This is a genomic window from Bradyrhizobium sp. HKCCYLRH3099, assembly GCF_051167855.1.
In the GTDB taxonomy this organism is placed as follows: domain Bacteria; phylum Pseudomonadota; class Alphaproteobacteria; order Rhizobiales; family Xanthobacteraceae; genus Bradyrhizobium.
This window is the reverse complement of the sequence record NZ_JBNPTW010000007.1, coordinates 88,811-109,636: the sequence shown is the minus strand read 5'-3', so window position 1 is coordinate 109,636 and position 20,826 is coordinate 88,811. Positions and strand designations below refer to the sequence as shown.

General features: G+C 66.2%; 13 protein-coding genes. 5 read left to right on the top strand and 8 right to left on the bottom strand.

What is annotated here, in order from left to right; all coding sequences use genetic code 11:
- Positions 1-57: 57 nt before the first annotated feature.
- Positions 58-1,494, top strand: a complete 1,437-nt coding sequence (locus ACQR1Y_RS16315; RefSeq protein ID WP_434875901.1) for a PLP-dependent aminotransferase family protein — start codon at positions 58-60, stop codon at positions 1,492-1,494.
- A 628-nt stretch (positions 1,495-2,122) separates the two neighbouring features.
- On the opposite strand, the gene ACQR1Y_RS16310 is transcribed toward ACQR1Y_RS16315, so the two are convergent.
- A complete protein-coding gene (locus ACQR1Y_RS16310) occupies positions 2,123-2,599 on the bottom strand; it encodes a DUF3124 domain-containing protein (RefSeq protein WP_434876028.1) in 477 nt (158 codons plus the stop codon).
- Between the two features lie 109 nt (positions 2,600-2,708).
- On the opposite strand from ACQR1Y_RS16310, the gene ACQR1Y_RS16305 reads away from it, so the two are divergent.
- Both ACQR1Y_RS16305 and upp read left to right on the top strand, forming a co-directional pair.
- Positions 2,709-4,439, top strand: coding sequence for a cation:proton antiporter (locus tag ACQR1Y_RS16305; RefSeq protein WP_434875900.1), 1,731 nt, complete (start codon positions 2,709-2,711; stop codon positions 4,437-4,439).
- Between the two features lie 59 nt (positions 4,440-4,498).
- On the top strand, positions 4,499-5,134 hold the full coding sequence (gene upp, locus ACQR1Y_RS16300; protein WP_434862270.1) for a uracil phosphoribosyltransferase: 636 nt from the start codon (positions 4,499-4,501) through the stop codon (positions 5,132-5,134).
- Between the two features lie 46 nt (positions 5,135-5,180).
- Here upp and ACQR1Y_RS16295 read toward each other — a convergent pair whose 3' ends face one another.
- The 5 genes from ACQR1Y_RS16295 to ACQR1Y_RS16275 form a co-directional block, all read right to left on the bottom strand.
- Complete coding sequence (locus ACQR1Y_RS16295) at positions 5,181-6,092, bottom strand: DMT family transporter (RefSeq protein WP_434875899.1); 912 nt, start codon at positions 6,090-6,092, stop codon at positions 5,181-5,183.
- Positions 6,093-6,188: 96 nt separating this feature from the next.
- The gene (locus tag ACQR1Y_RS16290; RefSeq protein ID WP_434875898.1) at positions 6,189-7,064 is read right to left on the bottom strand and encodes an NAD(P)-dependent oxidoreductase; all 876 of its coding nucleotides are present in this window, start codon (positions 7,062-7,064) and stop codon (positions 6,189-6,191) included.
- Positions 7,065-7,067: 3 nt separating this feature from the next.
- A protein-coding gene (gene prfB / locus ACQR1Y_RS16285; protein WP_434862273.1) for a peptide chain release factor 2 occupies positions 7,068-8,202 on the bottom strand; the annotation gives its coding sequence in 2 pieces (ribosomal slippage) (positions 7,068-8,132 and positions 8,134-8,202; 1,134 coding nt in all).
- Positions 8,203-8,321: 119 nt separating this feature from the next.
- Positions 8,322-10,829, bottom strand: coding sequence for a penicillin-binding protein 1A (locus ACQR1Y_RS16280; RefSeq protein WP_434862274.1), 2,508 nt, complete (start codon positions 10,827-10,829; stop codon positions 8,322-8,324).
- 230 nt (positions 10,830-11,059) lie between these two features.
- The gene (locus tag ACQR1Y_RS16275) at positions 11,060-12,394 is read right to left on the bottom strand and encodes an N-acetylmuramoyl-L-alanine amidase (RefSeq protein WP_434875897.1); all 1,335 of its coding nucleotides are present in this window, start codon (positions 12,392-12,394) and stop codon (positions 11,060-11,062) included.
- An 802-nt stretch (positions 12,395-13,196) separates the two neighbouring features.
- Here ACQR1Y_RS16275 and ACQR1Y_RS16270 point away from each other — a divergent pair.
- A complete protein-coding gene (locus ACQR1Y_RS16270) occupies positions 13,197-16,409 on the top strand; it encodes an Rne/Rng family ribonuclease (protein WP_434875896.1) in 3,213 nt (1,070 codons plus the stop codon).
- Positions 16,410-16,502: 93 nt separating this feature from the next.
- Here the strand turns inward: ACQR1Y_RS16270 and dctA are convergent, their stop codons facing one another.
- Complete coding sequence (gene dctA / locus ACQR1Y_RS16265) at positions 16,503-17,840, bottom strand: C4-dicarboxylate transporter DctA (protein ID WP_434875895.1); 1,338 nt, start codon at positions 17,838-17,840, stop codon at positions 16,503-16,505.
- Positions 17,841-17,970: 130 nt separating this feature from the next.
- Positions 17,971-19,170: a pyridoxal phosphate-dependent aminotransferase gene (locus tag ACQR1Y_RS16260; protein ID WP_434875894.1), complete on the bottom strand. Its 1,200-nt coding sequence runs from the start codon at positions 19,168-19,170 to the stop codon at positions 17,971-17,973.
- 153 nt (positions 19,171-19,323) lie between these two features.
- Between ACQR1Y_RS16260 and ACQR1Y_RS16255 the strand changes: the two genes are divergently transcribed.
- The gene (locus tag ACQR1Y_RS16255; RefSeq protein WP_434875893.1) at positions 19,324-20,721 is read left to right on the top strand and encodes a M48 family metalloprotease; all 1,398 of its coding nucleotides are present in this window, start codon (positions 19,324-19,326) and stop codon (positions 20,719-20,721) included.
- The last annotated feature ends 105 nt before the right edge of the window (positions 20,722-20,826 follow it).

Here is a 20,826-nt window from a genome sequence, read left to right as displayed (position 1 = left end):
GACAGATACAGACGGTGGCGATTGTCACCAGAACAGATTTGCGCTTGGATCATCTGTATGGAGGATCGCACACTCGCTCTGCCCCTATACGAAGCACTCGCCGCCCGCATTGCGGCGCTGGTCGATGACGGCGTGCTGCGTGCAGGGATGCGTGCGCCGTCGGTCCGCAGCTTCGCAGCCCAGCACGGGGTCAGCCTGACGACGGCGCTGCAGGCCTATCGCCTGCTGGAGGATCGCGGCGTGCTCGAAGCACGGCCAAAATCCGGCTTCTACGTCATGGTCAGGCCGCACCAGCAGCGCGCGCTGCCGACAGTCTCGCAGCCGCCGTCGCGCGCCACGCAGGTCTCGGTCAGCAATCCCGTGTTCAGCGTGCTGTCCTATGCTGGCGATCCATCCTATGCGCCGCTCGGCTGTGCCATTCCCAGCGCCGGCCTGCTAGCAGCTGAACGGCTCGACCGCCATCTCGCCCGCTGTGCGCGGGTCCACGGCCGCCGCTACAATGTGTACGCCGATCCGCATGGCGATGCCGAGCTGCGCGCCCAGATCTCCGACCGCGCCTTGCGACAGGGGCACGCGGTGGCGCCCGACGGCGTGCTGATCACCAACGGCTGCACCGAGGCGTTGAACATCGCTCTGAGCGTGACCACCAGGCCCGGCGACACCGTCGCGATCGAGTCTCCGACCTATTTCGGCCTGCTGCAGGTGCTCGAGGCGCGCGGATTGCGCGCGCTGGAGCTGCCGACCGATCCGGTGAGCGGCATCGACGTTGCCGCGCTGGACAAGGCTCTCGGCGCACGGCGCGTGTCGGCCTGCCTGCTCGCGTCGAGCTTCAACAATCCACTGGGATATCGGACCGCCGATACACGCAAGGCCGACATCACCAAGGTACTCACGCGTCACGACGTGCCCTTGATCGAGGACGACATCTACGGCGACATCAGCTTCGGCGAGGACCGGCCGCGCCCCTTCGCCGCGATCAGTCCGAAGGCCGACATCATCCTCTGCAGCTCGTTCTCCAAGACGATCGCGCCCGGCTATCGCATCGGCTGGCTCGCCGCCAACCGCCGTCACGATCAGATCCTGGCCGCCAAGTTCGCGCTGTCGCTCAGCGGCGCGGCGCTGCCGCAGAAGGCAATGGCCGACTTCCTCGGCTCGGGCGGCTACGACGCCCATCTCAGGCGCATCCGCAAGGTGTTCGCCGGCAATGTCGACCGGATGCGCCGCGTGGTCGATCGCAGCTTTCCGAAAGCGACGCGGATGACCGACCCGAAAGGCGGCTTCGTTCTCTGGTTGGAGCTGCCGAAGGGGTTCGACACCGATGCGCTCTATACCCGCGCCATGCGCGAGCGCATCTGCTTCGTGCCCGGCGGGCTGTTCACCGCGAGCGGCGGCTATCGCAACTGCCTGCGGCTGAGCTGCAGCCACGACTGGGACGCCCGCGTCGAGCGCAGCGTGGAGCGTCTTGGTGAACTGGCGTCAGAGATGCTCGCGTGATCCCCTGATGACGCCGGACTGCCTCGGTCGCGGCCGGATAGGTTCGGGTGGACCTGACAAGGCCGGGTCCGAAAGATTTTACTTTCGCTTTTCCAGAAAACATGTATGATGCCTGCCATCCTGTCCCGCTGCGAGGGGCGTACGCGTCGTCACGGACGTTGGGGCGGGGATGCGGTGGACGTGTTGGCGGTGCATGACGGGCATCGTGGCACGGACGGCGAAGTCGCGTGGTCCTGACCTCCCGACGCTGAGGTCAAGTCGGTGCCGGCAGACGCAAGGCATCGATGACGGGGCAAGAAAGCCCGGTCCCCGGGGAGATCGCGTATAAGCCGTAAAACCATCGCGCGGGGAATGCCGGGTCGAACCGGCTGAACCTGTGGTGACTGCCGCCTGCTTATTCTTCTGCAGGCGGGCCAATTTCTTAAAAGACATGGGTGAGGCCTTCACCCGGCATTCCCCGCGCCCTCGTTGTCGAGGGCCCGAGCCTCCCGCAGATCCCGGGCACGCTGGTGCCGCGGCAATGAAGAGGTGCGCCCGCCCACGGCGGCCCGTCGATGGTCCACGGATGGCTCTGCAGGCTCTCACCGACGTTGTCAGCGGGCGTGTCAGCAATCCGGCCGCCTCGCGTCTATCGCGGCCCGCCGCTCAGCCGGATCGGGCGGCCCTGGCTGATGAAGGCGTAGTGGCCCGCGCCGATGCCGCCGACCATCAGCGCCTCGACCACCGGCTCGGCGATCTCGCCGGTCGCCGCCCAGTCGATGACGAAATTGGCGCCGGTGCCGCCGCGGGTGTCCTTGGTCGGCACGAAGACCTCGATGGTCGCGAACGGCTTCAGCGCCACCGGCTCGGTCAGATGCGCCTGAACCAGTTTGCCGGCCGTGTCATAGTAGTTGATGCGCCGGAGAATCAGCGGCCGCTGCTCGGAGGCGTTGTGGACGCTCAGGGTGACCGAGAAATCCGCCTGGATCTTGCCGGGGGTCATCGCGACGCTGGAATAGACGGGAACATAGACCGCGCCGCTGACGGTCGCCGCATCCGCTGGAACCGCGGTCAGCGAGGCCGCGAAGGTCGTGGTGATGGCGTCGGCGGCCCGGGCCGCGCCCATCACGGCGGTGCCGGCGAGCCCCAGCGCGAGGACCGCAGTCAAGATGTGACAGATTGCGGGTTTCCTTGCGCGGCGGTGCGACATAAGTTGCCACCTTGGGGGTTGCTTCATGCATGAACTGATCGGCGACATCACGCTCTGCATCCTGTTTGCGTGGGTGCTTGGACTGGCGGCGCATTACTGGCGCCAGCCCTCGATTCTCGCATATCTGGTCGCGGGCTTCGCCATTGGCCCCTTCGGCACCGGCTGGGTCAAGTCCCAGGAATCGATCTCGGTGATCTCGGAGCTCGGCCTGATCTTCATGCTGTTCATGATCGGGCTGGAGATCGACCTGAAGAAGATCATCCGCGCCGGCCCGGTGATCCTGATCGCCGGCGGCGTCCAGCTGCTCGGCGGCGCCGCGCTCGGCATCCTGTTCTTCGTCGCCATCGGCATGCGGATGGGCGCCGAGAGCTACGACGCGCTGTATCTGTGCGTCGCCTGCGCGCTGTCCTCGACCGTGATCATCGTCAAGGTGCTGTACGAGAAGCGCGAGCTCGACACCCTGCCCGGCCGCATCACGCTCGGCGTGCTGGTGCTGCAGGACGTGTTCGCGATCCTGTTCCTGGCGGTGCAGCCCAGCCTCGACGATCTGCATGTCAGCGTGATCCTGCTGTCGTTCGCCCGCGCCGGCGCGCTGGTCGCGATCGCGCTGCTGCTCAGCCGCTACGTGCTGCCGCCGCTGTTCCACCGCATTGCGCGGACGCCGGAGCTGATCATGCTGGGGGCGCTCGCCTGGTGCTTCCTGATCGGCGAAATTGCCGAGCGGCTGCACTTGTCGCGCGAGATGGGCTCGCTGATCGCGGGCGTCTCGCTGTCGACCTTTCCCTACGCGCTCGACGTCACCGCCAAGATCACCACCCTGCGGGATTTCTTTATCACGCTGTTCTTCGTCGCGCTCGGCATGACCATCCCGATCCCGACGATGTCGGTGGTCGGGCTGGCGCTTGTCATCGCGGGGTTCACCGTGGCCAGCCGGCTGCTGACCACCTTCACGCCGCTCTACATGATGCGGCAGGGCCTGCGCGCGAGCCTGCTGCCCGCGCTCAACCTCGCCCAGATCAGCGAGTTCTCGCTGGTCATCATCCAGACCGGCGCCGCCGCCGGCCATCTCAAGCCGGGCACATCGAGCGCGGCCTCCTTCGCCTTCGTGCTCCTGGCGGTGCTCTCGACCTTCGTCATCGTCCGCTCCGACCCGATCGCACGCCGGACCATCCCGCTGTTGAAGCGGGTCGGATTGAACGATCTCGACGACAGCAAGGAGGGTGAGGCAGGCCATGAAGGCGGCGGGCACGGCGCGGGCCGTCCGATCGTGCTGCTCGGCTTCTTCCGCACGGCAAGCGCCCTGCTCAGCGAGATCGAGCGCAACCAGCCGGCGCTCTTAGAGCAGATCGGCGTGGTCGATTTCAATCCCGTGGTGTTCCGCACGCTGTCGGACCGCGGCATCCAGGTGACCTATGGCGACATCAGCAATGTCGACACGCTGGTCCATGCCGGCGTCGGCCAGGCCGAGCTGATCATCCTGAGCATCCCGGATTCGCTGCTCAAGGGCGCCAACAACGAGAAGCTGGTGCGGCACGTCCGCAGCATCAATGCCAAGGCCAAGATCGTGGCCACCGCGGACCTGCTCGCCGACGTCAACGACCTCTACAATGCCGGCGCCGACTACGTGACCGTGCCGCGGCTCAGCGATGCGCAGGTGCTGCTCAATCTGATCCAGGATTCCAGCGCGGGCCTGTTGTCCGAGCGTCGAAGCCAGGCCGAAGCGATGCTGGCCGACCGTCGCGAGGTGCTGCCGTGAGACGCGCTGACAGCTTCGCTCCCCACCTCCCCCACCTCCGAGCCCGTTAGACCCACATCATGGCCAATTCCAACGTTCACGTCGTCGATCACCCGCTGGTACAGCACAAGCTCTCGCTGATGCGCGAGCGCGACCGCTCGACCAAGGGGTTTCGCGAGCTGTTGAACGAGATCGGCATGCTGCTGGCCTACGAGGTCACGCGCGATCTGCCGCTCGAGCTCGTCGACATCGAGACCCCGATCGCGGCGATGAAGGCGCCGAAGATCGCCGGCAAGAAGCTGACGCTCGCACCGATCCTGCGCGCCGGCGTCGGCTTCCTCGACGGCATGCTGGCCTTGATGCCATCCGCGCGCATCGCTCATATCGGCCTGTACCGCGATCCCAACACGCTGCAGGCCGTGGAGTACTATTTCAAGGCGCCGCAGGACCTGACCGACCGCACCGTGATTCTGATGGACCCGATGCTGGCCACCGGCAACTCGGCCTGCGCCGCGGCCGAGCTTTTGAAGGCGCGCGGCGCCCGCGACATCCGCTTCGTCTGCCTGCTCGCCGCGCCGGAGGGCATCGCGCAGTTCGAAAAGGAGCACCCGGACATCCCGATCTGGACCGCGGCGATCGACGAGAAGCTCAACGACCACGCCTATATCGTGCCGGGCCTCGGCGACGCGGGAGACCGGATGTTCGGCACGAAGTAGGACGCCGCGATCGATGCGACCGCGTGACGACTTGCACAGGGAAGTGTCAGGACGCGCGCGGCGCGACGCGCAGAACATTGAAGATGCGTCCGTCGATCACCAGCAGCGCGCTCCCGATCACCAGCGCGCCGAGGATCTCCCGCAAGGCAATGGACTCCGCGAGCACGAGATATCCGAGGAGGATGGTGGTCAGCGGGATCATGAGCGTCACCAGGGTCACATTGGTCGCACCGGAACGGCGCAGGACCTGGAAGAAGACGATGTAGGCAAACGCCGTCGACAGCGCCGCGAGGGCGCAGATCGAAAGCCAGGTCTGCAATCCGGGCATCGGCAGCTGCCAGGGCTGGTCGACGATCCCCGCGATCACGAGCATCATCACGCTCGACGCGGACAGTTGGAAGGTCGCGGTCGCAAGCGGCGGCGAGTTGGCGAGGTGACGCCGCACCAGCAGGGCGGCGATGCCGTAGCTGAGCGATGCGCCGAGACCGAACAGAATGCCATAGCCGGCATCCATGTCCGACCCGCCCCGCAGGATCACGACGCCGGCGAGGCCCACGATCAAACCGGCGACACGGCGCGCCGAGAGGCTTTCCTCTCCCGCCGCAGCCATCACCGCGATCGTGAACAGCGGCGTGGTGGCGTTGAGAACCGCGGCAAGACCCGACGTGATGTAGGTCTGGCCGATCACGATCAAACAGAACGGCACAACATTGTTGAACAGCGCGACAGCAAAATAAGGCCGCCAGCCGCCGATCCCCCTGGGCATGCGGATCCCGCTCAGCCGCGAGACCGGCAGCAGGATCGCGGCCGCCAGCGCGATGCGCAGCAGCACGAGCGTCAGCGGCGGCAGCTCCTTCAGGGCGAGGCCATTGAAGATGAACGAGCCGCTCCACAGCAGCGACAGCAGGCCGAGCAGCGACCAGTCGCGCGGGTCCATCCTGTCGTTGGGAACTGCCATCACCGCCCGCCGCTGTTAGAATATTGCCTGATCGTTGCAGCGGCCGCCGAAAACTGTCCACCCGCTTTCCGTCGATGCAACGGCTCGCAGCCCAAATCAGCCCTTTGGCCGCGAGACCAGCTCGATCATGCGGCCCTCGTCCTCGTCGGGCATCGCCGCCTTTGCCTGCGCATACGCTTCGACCGCCGCCTGCGCCATCACCGGCCGCGTGCCGAGCAGCTCCTCGGCGAGCCGCAGCGCATAGGCCGCATCCTTGTGGCGGAGCGCCGCCGTGAAGCTGGCATTGGCGAAGTCGCGCGCGATCATCCGCGGCGCATGACGCAGTACCTGCGGGCTCGCTGCCACGCCGCTCTGGATCGCCTCGAGGACAAGGTTCATGTCGAGCCCGGCCTGCTCGGCGATCGCAATCCCCTCGGCGAGACCCGCGATCTGCATCGCGCCGAGCAGGTTGTTGATCAGCTTGTAGACGGTGCCGGCACCGACGGGACCGAAATGGCGGATGGTCGAACCGATCGGCGTCAGATACGGACGAGCACGGTCGAGATCGGCAGAGTCGGCGCCGACCAGCAGCGTGAGCTTGCCGCTCGCGGCGGCGTCGGGAAGACCCGTCACTGGACAATCGAGATAGGTGACACCGCGGGCATTCAGCTCGCGCGACAGCCGCAGCGCATGGTCGCGCGAGACGGTCGAGCATTCGATCGCGATGGTGCCGACCCGCATCGTGGCCGCGGCACCATCGGGCCCGAGCCATACCGTGCGCGAAGCCTCGTCATCGGCGACCATCGTGACGACCGCGTCGGCATCGATCGCGGCATCGGCCGGCGAGGTCGACCAGCGCGCGCCGCGCGCGATCAGGTCCTCGGCCTTAGACCTGCTGCGATTCCACACCGCCACCGAATAGCCGGCATCGAGATAACGGCCGGCCATGCCATGGCCCATCCGCCCCAGCCCGATGAACGCGACGCGCGCCACCGGCTAATCCACGTCGTCGATGACGGCGCCCGGCGACGTGCCGAAGGCACGCTGCGCCAGGGTCGCGGCCATGAACTCGTCGAGGTCGCCGTTGAGCACGCCGGACGTGTCGGAGGTCTGCACGCCCGTGCGCAAATCCTTCACCATCTGATACGGCTGCAGCACGTAGGAGCGGATCTGGTGACCCCAGCCGATCTCGGTCTTGGCCGCCTGGTCCGCCGCCGCCTTCTCCTCGCGCTTCTTCAGCTCGATTTCGTACAGGCGCGCACGCAGCATGTCCCAGGCCTGGGCGCGGTTCTTGTGCTGCGATCGGCCGGCCTGGCAGACCACCGCAACGCCGGTCGGAATGTGCGTCAGACGCACCGCCGATTCGGTCTTGTTGACGTGCTGACCGCCGGCGCCGCCGGACCGCATCGTGTCGACGCGAACGTCGGACTCCTTGATGTCGATCTTGATCGAGTCGTCGATGACCGGGAAGATCTGCACCGACGAGAACGAGGTGTGCCGGCGCGCATTCGAATCGAACGGCGAGATGCGGACCAGGCGATGCACGCCCGCTTCCGTCTTCAGCCAGCCATAGGCGTTGTGACCGGAGATCTGGATGGTCGCCGACTTGATGCCGGCCTCTTCACCCAAGGACTCTTCGAGATACTCGACCTTGAAGCCGTGGGTCTCAGCCCAGCGCACATACATGCGCAGCAGCATCTGAGCCCAGTCCTGGCTCTCGGTGCCGCCAGCGCCGGCATGCACTTCAAGATAGGTGTCGAACTTGTCGGCCTCGCCGGACAGCAGCGCCTCGAGCTCGCGGCGCGCGACCTCCTTCTTCAGCTCCTTGAGCGCGTTCTCGGCCTCAGTGACCACCCCGGAATCGTTCTCGGCTTCGCCGAGCTCGATCATCTCGATGTTGTCGCTGAGCTCACGTTCGACCTTGCCGATGCCGGTCAGCGAATCCTCCAGGGAGGTCCGCTCCTGCATCAGCCGCTGAGCTTTTTGGGGGTCGTTCCAGAGATTGGGATCTTCGGCGAGCTTGTTCAGCTCGGCCAGCCTTGCCGTCGATGTTTCGACGTCAAAGATGCCTCCTCAGCAGCCCGACCGACTGCTTTATCTCTTCTACGATTTTTTCGATTTCGGCGCGCATGTCGCTCTCTTTGGGCCCCGGCCGAAACGGCCGCGGCGGTCACGTCTGGTGGGGGATGTAGCGGCGCGCGGTGCAAAGCGCAATCGCGATGCACCGCGTCGGCACCAGTTTCAACGCGCTCAGTACAGGCTGCCCGTTCCCGGACGAATGATGAAGCTGCCGGCATCCGGCTGCCCGCCGCTCTGCGACGGCATCACGCGACCGTCGGCATCGGCGACGCCGATGACCGAGTAGTTGTCCGGCGGCGCCGTGCCCGGCTTGAACGCCTCCATGATCGTCCGGCCGCCGTCGCCCGGGCTCGCGCGCATGCCGGTCTTGGCATCGACACGGACCAGCTTGATGCCGGCCGGGATCTTGAACGGGGTGGCCGGCTTGTCGGCCAACGCGAGCTTCATGAAGTCCTTGGCGATCGGAGCTGCGAGATGGCCGCCGGTCGCGGCGTTGCCTTTGCCGAGCGGACGCGGCTTATCGTAGCCCATGTAGATCGCGACCGCGAGGTCCGGCGAGAAGCCGACGAACCAGGCGTCCTTGGCCTCGTTAGTGGTGCCGGTCTTGCCGGCGATCGGCTTGCCGACCTCCTTGAGCACGGTGGCCGTACCGGCCTGAACCACGCCCTCGAGCATCGAGGTGATCTGGTAGGCCGTCATCGTGTCCAACACCTGCTCGCGGCGGTCGACCAGTTGCGGCTCGCTCTGGTTCTTCCAGCCATCCGGCGCGTCGCAGCCGCGGCACTCGCGGGCGTCATGCTTGAAGATGGTGTGGCCGTAGCGGTCCTGGATGCGGTCGATCAAGGTCGGCTTCACCCGGCGGCCGCCATTGGCGATCATCGAATAGGCCGTGACCATGCGCATCGCCGTGGTCTCACCCGCGCCGAGGGCGTAGGAGAGATAGTTCGGCAGCTCGTCGTAGACGCCGAACCGGCGTGCATATTCCGAGATCAGGGGCATGCCGACGTCCTGCGCCAGCCGCACCGTCACCGTGTTCAGCGACAGCCTCAGCGCGTTGCGCAGAGTCGTCGGTCCCAGATACTTGCCGTTGGAGAAGTTGTCCGGGCGCCAGACCTGGCCGCCCTGCCCCTGGTCGATCTCGATCGGAGCATCGACGACCTGCGTCGACGGCGTGTAGCCATTGTCGAGCGCCGACGAATAGACGATCGGCTTGAACGACGATCCGGGTTGCCGGTAGGCCTGCGTCGCGCGGTTGAACTGGCTCTGGTCGAACGAGAAGCCGCCGACCATCGCGAGCACGCGACCGGTGTTCGGGTCCATCGCGACCATCGCGCCGGAGACTTCCGGCAGCTGCTCGAGGCGGTACTGGCCTTCGACCGGGTTGCCTTCCTTGAACAGCGGATCGGCGTAGATGACGTCGCCGGGCTGCAGAACCTGCGCGACGGACGTCGGCACCTTGCCACGACCGTTGCCGGTCGCCGCGCGCGCCCACTTCACGCCGTCGAGCGTGATCAGGCCGGTCTGGCGTTCCTTGCTGACGGCGCCGCCGAGCTCGCGCGGCGGCTGGAAACCAATGCGGGCGGACTGGTCGCTGGTCTCCAGCACCACGGCCATCCGCCAGGGCGAGATGTCGGACAGGGACTTGATCTCGGCGAGCTTGAGGCCCCAGTCGCCGGAAATGTCGAGCTTGGACACGGGACCGCGATAGCCCTGTTCCTGGTCATACCGCACGAGGCCGGCGACCATGGCCTTACGCGCCATCACCTGGACCTTGGGATCGAGCGTGGTGCGGACCGAGAGGCCACCTTCGTAGAGCTTCTTCTCGCCGTAGCGCTCGAAGATGTCGCGCCGCACTTCCTCGGCGAAATATTCACCGGCGAAGACGTGTGCGCCCGTGTTGCGGGTCGCGATCGTCAGCGGATCCTTGCGTGCCTTCTCGGCGTCGGCCTGCTTGATCCAGCCGTTCTCCAGGAGGCGGTCGACGACATAGTTGCGGCGCTCGATGGCGCGGTCGCGGTTCCGGATCGGATGCAGACTGCCCGGCATCTTCGGCAGCGCGGCGAGATAGGACGCCTCGGCCACCGTGAGCTCGTTGACCGACTTGTCGAAATAGACCAGCGACGCCGCGGCGATGCCATAGGCGCCGGAGCCGAGATAGATCTCGTTCAGATACAGTTCGAGGATCTTGTCCTTGGAATAGGTGCGCTCGATGCGCATCGCCAGCAGCGCTTCCTTGATCTTGCGCGCGAACGACACTTCGTTGGTCAGAAGGAAGTTCTTGGCGACCTGCTGGGTGATCGTGGACGCGCCCTGCGGACGGCGGTTCGAGCCGAAGTTCTGGGCGTAGACCACCGCGGCGCGCGCCATGCCGGTGAAGTCGATGCCGCCGTGCTCGTAGAAATTCTTGTCTTCGGCGGCCAGGAAGGCGTTGATGACGAGCTTGGGAACCGCCTGGATCGGCAGATACAGCCGGCGTTCCCTGGCGTATTCACCGACCAGCGAGCCATCCGCCGCATGCACGCGGGTCATGACCGGCGGCTCGTAATCCTGCAGCTGCGAATAGTCGGGCAGATCCTTGGAGAAATGCCAGATCAGGCCGGCTGCCGCCGCCACACCCACCAAGAAAACAACGGTACCCGCCGCAAACAGGAATCCGAGAAATCGCACCAGAAAGCGCATCGGCAAATATCCGTCCTAACTCTTGTTCGTCTCTCGGCTCGGATGCGGCGCGCCCCCGGGCGCCGCCGCCAAATCAACCCGGTTCGGCCATAATGCCGCGTGATCCATGCCAGAGAACCGCACGGTCAAGCCCATCAGCGGTCAAGCCTATCACAAGTCTGCAGAGAAGGAATCCTCACCTGATTCCTGGTGCCTCGCAGCGCGTTTATACGGCGGTTGCTGTGGCCAAACTAGGGCTTTGCGCGCGGCGCCGCCGCCGCTGGCTTGTCGGCCCGCTCGCCACCCACGGTGGCCACCCGCTTGGCCAGGAAGGCGTCGATCGCCCGCGCCATCGCCTCCGCTGTGCGCGACCGCCACGTGTCCGAGACCAGGTTCCCCATGTCGCCCTTGTTGGAGACATAGCCCAGTTCGACCAGCACCGAAGGGACGTCCGGCGCCTTGAGCACGCGGAAGCCGGCCGATTTCAGCGGCCGCTTGTGCATGTGCACCGCGGTCTTCATGTCGTTCATGAGCAGGCGGGCGAACCTGTTGGAAAACGTGCGCGTTTCCCGCCTGGCCAGATCGATCAGGATATCGGCCACGTCGGCCGGTTCCTCGGTCAGGTTGACGCCCCCGATCTGGTCGGCGCGGTTCTCGCTTTCCGCCAGCCGTTCCGCCTCGACGTCGGAGGCCTTGTCCGAGAGCGTGTAGATCGTGGCGCCCTGGGCATTGCCCTCGCCGCGCGGCAGCGCATCGGCATGGATCGAAACGAACAAAGCCGCCGACTGCTTCTGCGCGATCCGCACCCGGTCGCCCAGCGGAATGAACGTATCGTCGTCGCGGGTCATGACCACGCGATACTTGCCGGTCCGTTCCAGTCGGTCGCGCAACGCCTGACCGAAGGCGAGCACGATATTCTTCTCGGGAACTTCGCCGCCCTGGGTGCCGTAGTCGACGCCGCCATGGCCAGGATCGATCACGACGACCGGCCGCGGATCCGGCGGTCCGCCCGGAGGCGCCGTCGCAGCGCCAACGGCGGTTGCCGGCGGCCGGATCGCGGGCGGCACAGCGCCGCCGCTGCCGGCGACCGAAGGCACGGTCGCGGTGTTCGATTCGGCAGGCTTCGCGGCCATCCGGCTGTCGACCCCGATCGCCCGGGCAAAGGTCGCCTCGTCGACTTCCTCGAGCTCCAGGACCAGTCGCGGCGGCTGACCGTTGGCGGCGTCCAGGACCGTGGAATTCGCGATTCGGGCAGGCCCCGTCAGGTCGAATACGATTCGCGACCCGCCTGGCATCACCAGCCCATAGCGGAAGGCCTTCACCAGCCCGCGCCCCGCCGTACCCGCCCCGGTGGGCAGATGAAAGCTGACCTGCGGGAGGTCGACGACGACACGATAGGGCTCGCTGAGCAGAAACGCCCGGAAGGGAACCGTACGGTCCAGGTCGAGCACGAAGCGGGTCTGGCGGGAATCACCTGCCACCCTCGCATCTGACGCGATCGGGAACCCCGGGCCGGCCATTGCCGGCACCCCCTGCCCGACGGCGGCACTCTGGGCCAGCGCAGGCGAAGGCACGGCATATAACATTTGCGTGACGCAGAGCGACGCGCATCCCAGCAAAGATAGGTAGTCTGACCGGCCAGATGCCAAATCAATGCCTCCGCGGGATCGTCTTACCGCAACCAATCCCAGGGGTTAATCGCCTAATTTTGTCATTTTCGTTAAAGGCCACCGATTGTTGCGGTTCCGCGACGCTTCCCTTGCACGGCCTGACCAATCCACGTATGTACGAATGGCTGAAGGCTATTCCTTACTGCCGGTTGTGTCGCGTTCAACCTCCCGGTGAAACGCCGGAAGCTTCGTGATCGGGTCTTTGATCTCAAGCGAAGATTCCAGCGACTTTCCGACGCTCCACCAAGCCTGCGCGCTCCCGCGCGGCCACGGCGGAGAGCCGGTCCGACGAGTGGTCCCTGCCAAGGGCTCTGCTCGCAACGACCGCCCGGGCACGAGGTCAGATTTGGCCAAGGTCAGACACGGCGTAGCCTAATACCGCATCCCTGCCGGGATGGGTATTTGATCCCAGGGCAAGCGTCTCGGCGCGATCTGGCCTTCGGCAAGAGACAGGTGGCACCCGCTGCCGCCCACATATTCCAGACGGGCCGACGCTTGATGCGCCAGACTGAAATGCCAACCAAGACCAGCGGACGATCCGCGCCGATGCGGGGCCAGACCCCCGCCCGGCCAATCGCCCCGCCGGCAAGGTGGGCACGGCGCGACCAGCTGCGTTTAGGCCTTCCCCTCACCCCCGAATCAGGTGGACCGTCGCGTCATCCGACAGCGCGCCACGCGCTCGCGGCCAACCGCGTCCGTCGCCTCCAAGAGTTCCAATATGCCCAACAAGATGTTGATCGATGCTACCCACCCGGAAGAGACCCGGGTGGTTGTCGTCCGCGGCAACCGCGTCGAGGAATTTGATTTCGAAACTGCCCAGCGCAAGCAACTCCGGGGCAACATCTACCTGGCGAAGGTCACCCGCGTCGAGCCTTCGCTGCAGGCCGCCTTCGTCGAGTACGGCGGCAATCGCCATGGCTTCCTGGCTTTCAGCGAAATCCATCCCGACTACTATCAGATCCCCGTCGCCGATCGGCAGGCGCTGATCGAAGCCGAGGAACGCGCCCATCGCGAAGCCGAGGAAGAGAGCGAGAACCGCTCCAACCGTCGGCGCAACCGTCATCGCAGTTCGCGCCGCCGTGGCAGCGGCGAGCGGGTGCAGAGCGAGATCGTCGAGTCCGCGGAGACCGGCCTCGCCGCGCACGCGGAAGGCCATGAGGCCGAGAACGAGACGCACGATCACGAGGGGTACGTCCACGACGACCATCCCGATCAGCCGCATGCCGAAGCCGCCGAGCATTCGGAGGCGCATGGCTTCGCTGAGGCCGCGGGTCACGACGCAGCCGAGGCTGCGCACCCGGCCGCCGAATCGCACGATCACGTCGACCAGCCCCCGGCTGTCGGCGCTGACGACGACCACGTGCAACACGCCGCGGCTGCCGAACAGCCCGTCGGCGACGTTGCAGGTCAGGAGCCCGCTCAGGCCGCGGGAATTCCCGTCGCGGAGACGGGCGAATCCGCCCCGGCGGCTGAGGCGGACGACCATGAGACCCATGATCATGGCGAGCACGACCATGATCATCACGATCATGACCACCATGATCACGACCATGACGAGCACGATCACCACGAACACGACGAGGACCTCGCGCCGGTCGCCGAGCATGACGGCGGCGACGTCGGCCTCGTGCCCGCGGACGAGCATGGCGCCGAGCCGGCGGCCGTCGACCATGAGGACGACGACGAGGACGGCGAGGAAATCGAGGAAGAGGTCGTCGAATCCGTCGGCGGCGACGATGTGCTCGAGGAGGTGCCGGAGCGCACCTTCCGTCCGCGCCGCCAGTACAAGATCCAGGAAGTCATCAAGCGTCGCCAGGTGATGCTGGTGCAGGTCGTCAAGGAAGAGCGCGGCAACAAGGGCGCCGCGCTGACGACCTATCTGTCGCTCGCCGGCCGCTATGCCGTCTTGATGCCCAACACCGCGCGTGGCGGCGGCATCAGTCGCAAGATCACCTCGGCGCAGGACCGCTCGCGCCTGAAGGAAGTGGTGCAGGATCTCGACGTGCCCGAGGGCATGGGCGTCATCCTGCGCACCGCCGGCGCCAACCGTACCAAGCCCGAGATCAAGCGCGACTTCGAATACCTGCTGCGCCTCTGGGAAACCGTCCGCGACATGACCTTGAAGTCGCAGGCCCCGACGCTGGTCTACGAGGAAGGCTCGCTGATCAAGCGCTCGCTGCGCGACCTCTACAACAAGGAGATCGACGAGATCCTGGTGGCCGGCGAAGCCGGCTACCGCGAGGCGCACGACTTCATGAAGATGCTGATGCCGACCAACGTCCGGGCGGTGAAGCAGTATCGTGACGGCCAGCCGCTGTTCTCGCGCATGGGCGTCGAGAGCCAGCTCGATGCGATGTTCACGCCGACCGTGCAATTGCGCTCCGGCGGCTACATCGTGATCAACCAGACCGAGGCGCTGGTCTCGATCGACGTGAACTCCGGCCGCGCCACGCGCGAGCATCACATCGAGGACACCGCGCTCAAGACCAACATGGAAGCCGCCGAGGAGGTGGCGCGGCAGCTGCGGTTGCGCGACCTCGCGGGTCTGATCGTCATCGACTTCATCGACATGGACGAGAAGCGGAACAACCGCTCCGTCGAGCGCAAGCTGTCGGACTGCCTGCGGCAGGACCGCGCGCGCATCCAGGTCGGCCGCATCTCGCATTTCGGCCTGCTCGAGATGTCCCGCCAGCGCATCCGCGCCAGCGTGCTGGAAAGCTCGACCGAGCCGTGCGCACATTGCGGCGGCACCGGCCATGTCCGCTCGGTGTCCTCGGTGGCGCTGCAGCTGCTGCGCAGCCTCGAAGAGGCGCTGATGAAGGGCGCGACCCACAATCTGGTGGTCCGGACCCGCACCGAGGTGGCGCTCTACGTGCTCAACCACAAGCGCGGCCATCTGCGCGACCTCGAGAACGGCTTCAAGGTGTCGCTCGCCGTCATCGCCGATCCGCATGTGAGCGGCCAGCAGTCGTTCATCATCGATCGCGGCGAGCAGGTGCATACGCTCGAGGCCGCCAAGGCGCTGCTCGCGGCGCAGGCGTCGGCGCCGCCGCTGGTGGCCGAGGAGATCTTTGACGACGAGGAGCCGTTCGACGTCGAGACGGAGTCCGAGGTCGAGACCGAGGAAACCGAAGGTCTCGCCGAGGAAGCCGCCGAGAACGGCGGAGGCGACGGCGAGCGCGAAGGCTCCCGCCGCAAGCGGCGGCGGCGCCGGCGTGGCCGCGGCGGCGAGACTCGCGAAGGGGCGCTGCCCGAGGGCACCGCCGGACTGCAGCCATCCGAACCGGGTCTCGCTTCCGAGCAGCCGACCGAGGATTCAGACGTCGAGGACGACGAAGCCGAGGAACAGCCCGCCTTTGCCCAGGGCGAACAGGCGGACCAGCCGAACGGCGAACGGCGTCCCCGCCGCCGCGGACGTCGCGGCGGCCGCCGCCGGCGCGGTGGAGCGGAAGAAGGGCTCGCCGCCTCGATCGGTGACGAACTCGCGCCCGCTTCGGCATCGGAAGCGGAAGCGGCTGTGGCCGATTTCGACGGCAATGGCGGTCCGCATCATGATGACGAGCCGGCGGAGCCCACGACGGCAGCGGAAGCAGCACCGGTCGTCGCCGAGAGCGACGAACTCGTCGCCGCGGCACCCACGCCTCAGGCTGCGCAGCAGCCGGCGGCTCAGGAAGCTGACGTGCCGAAATCCGACTCCGAGAAAGCTCCGCGGCGGTCCACCGTTCGCGAGAAGGTGAGCTTTGTCACCGAGCCCAAGCCGGACAGCGCCATCTCGGCCGTGAACGTTGCCGAGAACAACGCACCCGCAGCGGTGACCGATCAGGTGGCATCCGAACCGGCGACCACCGAGCCGGCTGCTCCGGAAACCACGACGCCGACGGCGCCACGGCGCGCCGGCTGGTGGTCCCGTCGCTTCGGCGGCGGGCAGTAAGGCCCGCGCGCTCGACCGATGCTCCAACGCAAAACGCCCGGCCTTGCGGCCGGGCGTTTTCATTTGGTGTCGGGTTCGCGGCTGCGATGCGGTTCAGCCGGTGGTGATCGCCGTCTCGACGTCGGAAGGATCGATCTCCTGATTGAGCCGCTTCTGCAGCAGATCGTGATCGAGCTCGCCCTCCCACCACGACACGAACACGGCGGCGATGCCGTTGCCGGTGATGTTGGTCAGCGCCCGCACCTCGCTCATGAACTTGTCGATCGAGAACACGATCGCCATGCCCGGCACCAGCGCCGGGTTCACCACGGTCAGCGTCGCAGCCAGCGTGATGAAGCCCGCACCGGTGACGCCGCTCGCGCCCTTCGAGGTCAGCATCGCAACCACGAGGATGGTGAACTGCTGTCCCCAGGTGAGCTCGACGCCGAGCGCATGGGCAATGAACAGCGTCGCCAAGGTCATGTAGATGTTGGTGCCGTCGAGGTTGAACGAGTACCCGGTCGGTACGACCAGGCCGACCACCGGCTTGGAGCAGCCGAGCCGCTCCAGCTTCTCCATCAGCTGCGGCAGCGCGCTCTCGGAGGAGCTGGTGCCGAGCACGATAAGCAGCTCGTCCTTGATGTAGGCAATGAACTTGAAGATGCTGAAGCCGACGAAGCGCGCGATCAGCCCGAGCACGATCACGACGAACAGAGCCGCGGTGATGTAGAACACCGCAATCAGCCCGATCAGGTCGCCGAGCGCCGACGGACCGTACTTGCCGATCGTAAAGGCCATGGCGCCGAACGCACCGACCGGCGCCGCCTTCATGACGATGGCAATCACTCCGAACACCGCGTGCGCGGTATCGTCGATCACGTCGCGCAGCCGATGCCCACGCTCGCCGAGCGCCATCAGCGCGAAGCCGAACAGGATCGCGAACAGCAGCACCTGCAGGATGTCGCCGCGCGCAAGCGCGCCGACCACGCTGTCGGGAATGATGTTGAGGACGAAGTCGACCGACTTCTGCGCCTGGGCCTGCTTCACGAAGCCGGCGACCGCCGCGGCATCCTGCTTCTCGGCGAGATTGTGCCCGATTGGGGCCAGATTGCCGACGATGAGACCGATCACCAGGGCGAAAGTCGAGACGATCTCGAAATAGATCAGCGCCTTGATGCCGACCCGACCGACCTTGCTGGCGCTTTCGATATGCGCGATGCCGGATACGACGGTACAGAAGATGATCGGCGCGATCACCATCTTGATCAGCTTGATGAAGCCGTCACCGAGCGCCTTGATCCAGTCGTTGGTGGCGAAGTTGGGAAACAACCACCCCACCAGGACGCCGATCACGATGGCAATCAGGACCTGGACATAGAGAATGCTGTACCAGGGCTTCTTGCCCGTTCGCGGCGGAACGCTTTTCGTCCCGACTTCAGTCGCTGCCACCATGGGCCCTTCCTCATCCACCTTAGACCAACGGGCTCGATGTCCCAGCCCTGCCGCGGCCAACTCGGGCAAATCCGCGGCGGAGTCAATGCTGGCGATGGGAGGATCGGCCGTTTACGGCTAATCCGACCCGTTAACCCAGCCAGCGTGCGATCCGTGCAACGGCTTCGCGCATATCCTCAGCCGAGCGTGCATAGGAAAAGCGCACATAGCTGCGGCCATGGATCGGATCGAAGTCGACGCCCGGTGTTGCGGCGACATGGGTTTCCTCCAGCATCCGCTTGGCGAACGCGTAGCTGTCGGAGGTAAAGTCGGAAACGTCGGTGTAAAGGTAAAATGCGCCGTCCGCCGGCAGGAACCGGGTCAGGCCGGCCTTGGGAAAACCCTCGATCAGGATGCGGCGGTTCTCCTGGTAGCCGTGCTTAATGGCCTCCATTTCGGCCCGTCCCTCGAACGCCGCTTCCGCTGCGATCTGCGACAGCGTGGGAACCGAGATCGCCAGGTTCTGCTGCAGACGCTCGATCGGCCGCACCAGCGCCTCCGGCACTACCATCCAGCCGATGCGCCAGCCGGTCATGCAGAAGTACTTCGAGAAGGAGTTGATGATCAGCGCCTCGGCCGACAGCTCGGCCGCGGTCACCGCAGGGAAGGCATAGTCGAGACCATGATAGATCTCGTCCGAAATGAAGCGGATGCCGGCGTCGCGCGCGGCCGCGATGACGCTGCCGAGCGCCTCGCGCGACATCATCGTCCCCGTGGGGTTGGCGGGACTTGCGACCAGCACGCCCTTGAGCGGCGTCTTGCGGTGGGCGGCGAGCAGCGCCTCGCCGGTCAGGGCGTGGCGGTTCTCGGCCGTGGTCTCGATCAGCACCGGCTCGCAGCCGAGCGCCGTGAGGATGTGGCGATAGGGCGGATAGCCGGGCACCGTGACGGCGACGCGATCGCCCGGCTCGAACATGGCCAGGAAGGCCAGAATGAAGCCGGCCGAGGATCCCGTGGTGATCACGATCCGGGCCGGATCGATCTCGCAGCCATGGGTTTCACGATAGTGCCGCGCGATGCGTTGCCGCAGAGACAAAAGGCCAAGCGCGGAGGTGTAGTCGATGCGCGCCTGATCGAGCGCGGCATGGGCTGCCACGATCGCGGCGCGCGGCGCCGGCGCCGCCGGCTGCCCCACCTCCATGTGGATGACGTGCCCTCCCCCCGCCTCGATCCGCTCGGCCGCCGCCATGACGTCCATCACCATGAACGGCGGAACATTGCTGCGCGCGGACGGCGCGGTCAGGTTGGCGATCCGCTGTTCCAACGTCGGTATCACTGTCGCATCCACCATCGATATCTGCTATTGACCCCGGCTGTTCGGACCCGCTCTCTGAGCCGGTCGATGGGCCGCACTTGGGCCTCATTCGCCGCAGATGAGCCGCATTCCGCCGGTTGGTGGGCAATAGCCCGTCTTCGGCCTCGCGCCAATTGCAAAGATCGCCTGATGTTGCTCCGTATCGTGCTTCGCAAGACATTCTCCGGCGGGCTTGCCGCGATCGTCGCTGCCGCCATGACGCTGTCGCCGGTCGCGCCCGCCTTAGCGCAGCAGGGCAAGGGGCCGCCGATTCTGCGCGACACCGAGACGGAAGTGCTGCTGCGCGAGTACACCCGGCCGATCCTGCGCGTCGCCGGTCTCGAGAAGCAGAACATCCAGATGGTCATCATCAACGACGCGTCTTTCAACGCGTTCGTGGCCGACGGCCGTCGCATCTTCGTCAACTACGGCGCGATCATGCAGTCGGAGAATCCGAACCAGCTGATCGGCGTTCTCGCGCACGAAACCGGCCATCTCGCCGGCGGCCATCTCGCCAAGCTGCGCCAGCAGCTCGCCACCGCGCAGACCCAGATGATCATCGCCACCATTCTCGGCGCCGGCGCGCTGGCCATGGGGGCGCGCGGCGGCGGCAGCAGCGGCCTCGCCAATGCCGGTGCCGCGACGCTGTCGGCGCCAGGCGAAGTCATCCGCCGCTCGCTGTTGTCCTATCAGCGCCAGCAGGAGGAGAATGCCGACCGCGCCGGCGTGAAGTTCCTGACGGCGACGGCGCAGTCGCCCAAGGGCATGTACGAGACGTTCAAGCGCTTCACCAATGAAAGCCTGTTCGCCGCCCGCGGCGCCGATCCGTACCTCCAGTCGCACCCGATGCCCGCCGACCGCGTCGAGGCGCTGGAAGGCCTGGCGCGCCAGAGCCCCTATTGGGACAAGAAGGATGACGCCGCGCTGCAACTGCGTCACGACATGGTGCGCGCCAAGATTTCGGCCTTCATGGAGCGGCCGGACACGGTCGCCCGGCGGTATCCGCTGTCCGATGCCAGCATGCCCGCGCGCTATGCCCGGGCGATCTCGACCTACCTGCATGGCGACCTGCGCAGCGCCCTCACCCAGATCGACACTCTGATCCAGGCGCAGCCCAACAACCCCTATTTCTACGAGGTTCGCGGCCAGGCCCTGCTCGAGGGCGGCCGTCCGGCCGAGGCGATCGCGCCCTTGCGCAAGGCTGCCCAGCTCTCCAATAACGCGCCGCTCATCAACATGTTACTTGGCCAAGCCTTGGTCGCATCCGAGAACAAGGCCTACACTGAGGAAGCGATCACGATCCTGCGCGCGGCCGTGGCACGCGAATCCGAGGCGCCGCTCGGCTACTCCCAGCTCGCGATGGCCTATGGCCGCAAGGGCGACTATGCGGAGGCCGATCTGGCCTCGGCCCAGGCGGCATTCCTGCGCGGCGACAACAAGACGGCGCGCGAACTGGCTTCCCGTGCGAAGACGCGGTTTGCCGTGGGCTCGCCGGGCTGGGTCAAGGCCGACGACATCGTCACGTCAAAGCCGCTTTCGAACCAGTAGGTGTCGGAGAGCGGCGTTTGGCGCAGGGTGCGGCGCCTGGGATAGCTGCTATAGTCTGGACCGGAACATCAAAATACCCGCGATCATCGACAAGGACCCGATCAT

Bases quoted from the DNA above. Each gene is read 5' to 3' on its own strand.
- ACQR1Y_RS16315 (WP_434875901.1), top strand. From the start codon at position 58: ATGGAGGATCGCACACTCGCTCTGCCCCTATACGAAGCACTCGCCGCC.
- ACQR1Y_RS16310 (WP_434876028.1), bottom strand. From the start codon at position 2,599: ATGGGCGCGGCCCGGGCCGCCGACGCCATCACCACGACCTTCGCGGCC.
- ACQR1Y_RS16305 (WP_434875900.1), top strand. From the start codon at position 2,709: ATGCATGAACTGATCGGCGACATCACGCTCTGCATCCTGTTTGCGTGG.
- upp (WP_434862270.1), top strand. From the start codon at position 4,499: ATGGCCAATTCCAACGTTCACGTCGTCGATCACCCGCTGGTACAGCAC.
- ACQR1Y_RS16295 (WP_434875899.1), bottom strand. From the start codon at position 6,092: ATGGCAGTTCCCAACGACAGGATGGACCCGCGCGACTGGTCGCTGCTC.
- ACQR1Y_RS16280 (WP_434862274.1), bottom strand. From the start codon at position 10,829: ATGCGCTTTCTGGTGCGATTTCTCGGATTCCTGTTTGCGGCGGGTACC.
- ACQR1Y_RS16275 (WP_434875897.1), bottom strand. From the start codon at position 12,394: ATGTTATATGCCGTGCCTTCGCCTGCGCTGGCCCAGAGTGCCGCCGTC.
- ACQR1Y_RS16270 (WP_434875896.1), top strand. From the start codon at position 13,197: ATGCCCAACAAGATGTTGATCGATGCTACCCACCCGGAAGAGACCCGG.
- dctA (WP_434875895.1), bottom strand. From the start codon at position 17,840: ATGGTGGCAGCGACTGAAGTCGGGACGAAAAGCGTTCCGCCGCGAACG.
- ACQR1Y_RS16260 (WP_434875894.1), bottom strand. From the start codon at position 19,170: ATGGTGGATGCGACAGTGATACCGACGTTGGAACAGCGGATCGCCAAC.
- ACQR1Y_RS16255 (WP_434875893.1), top strand. From the start codon at position 19,324: ATGTTGCTCCGTATCGTGCTTCGCAAGACATTCTCCGGCGGGCTTGCC.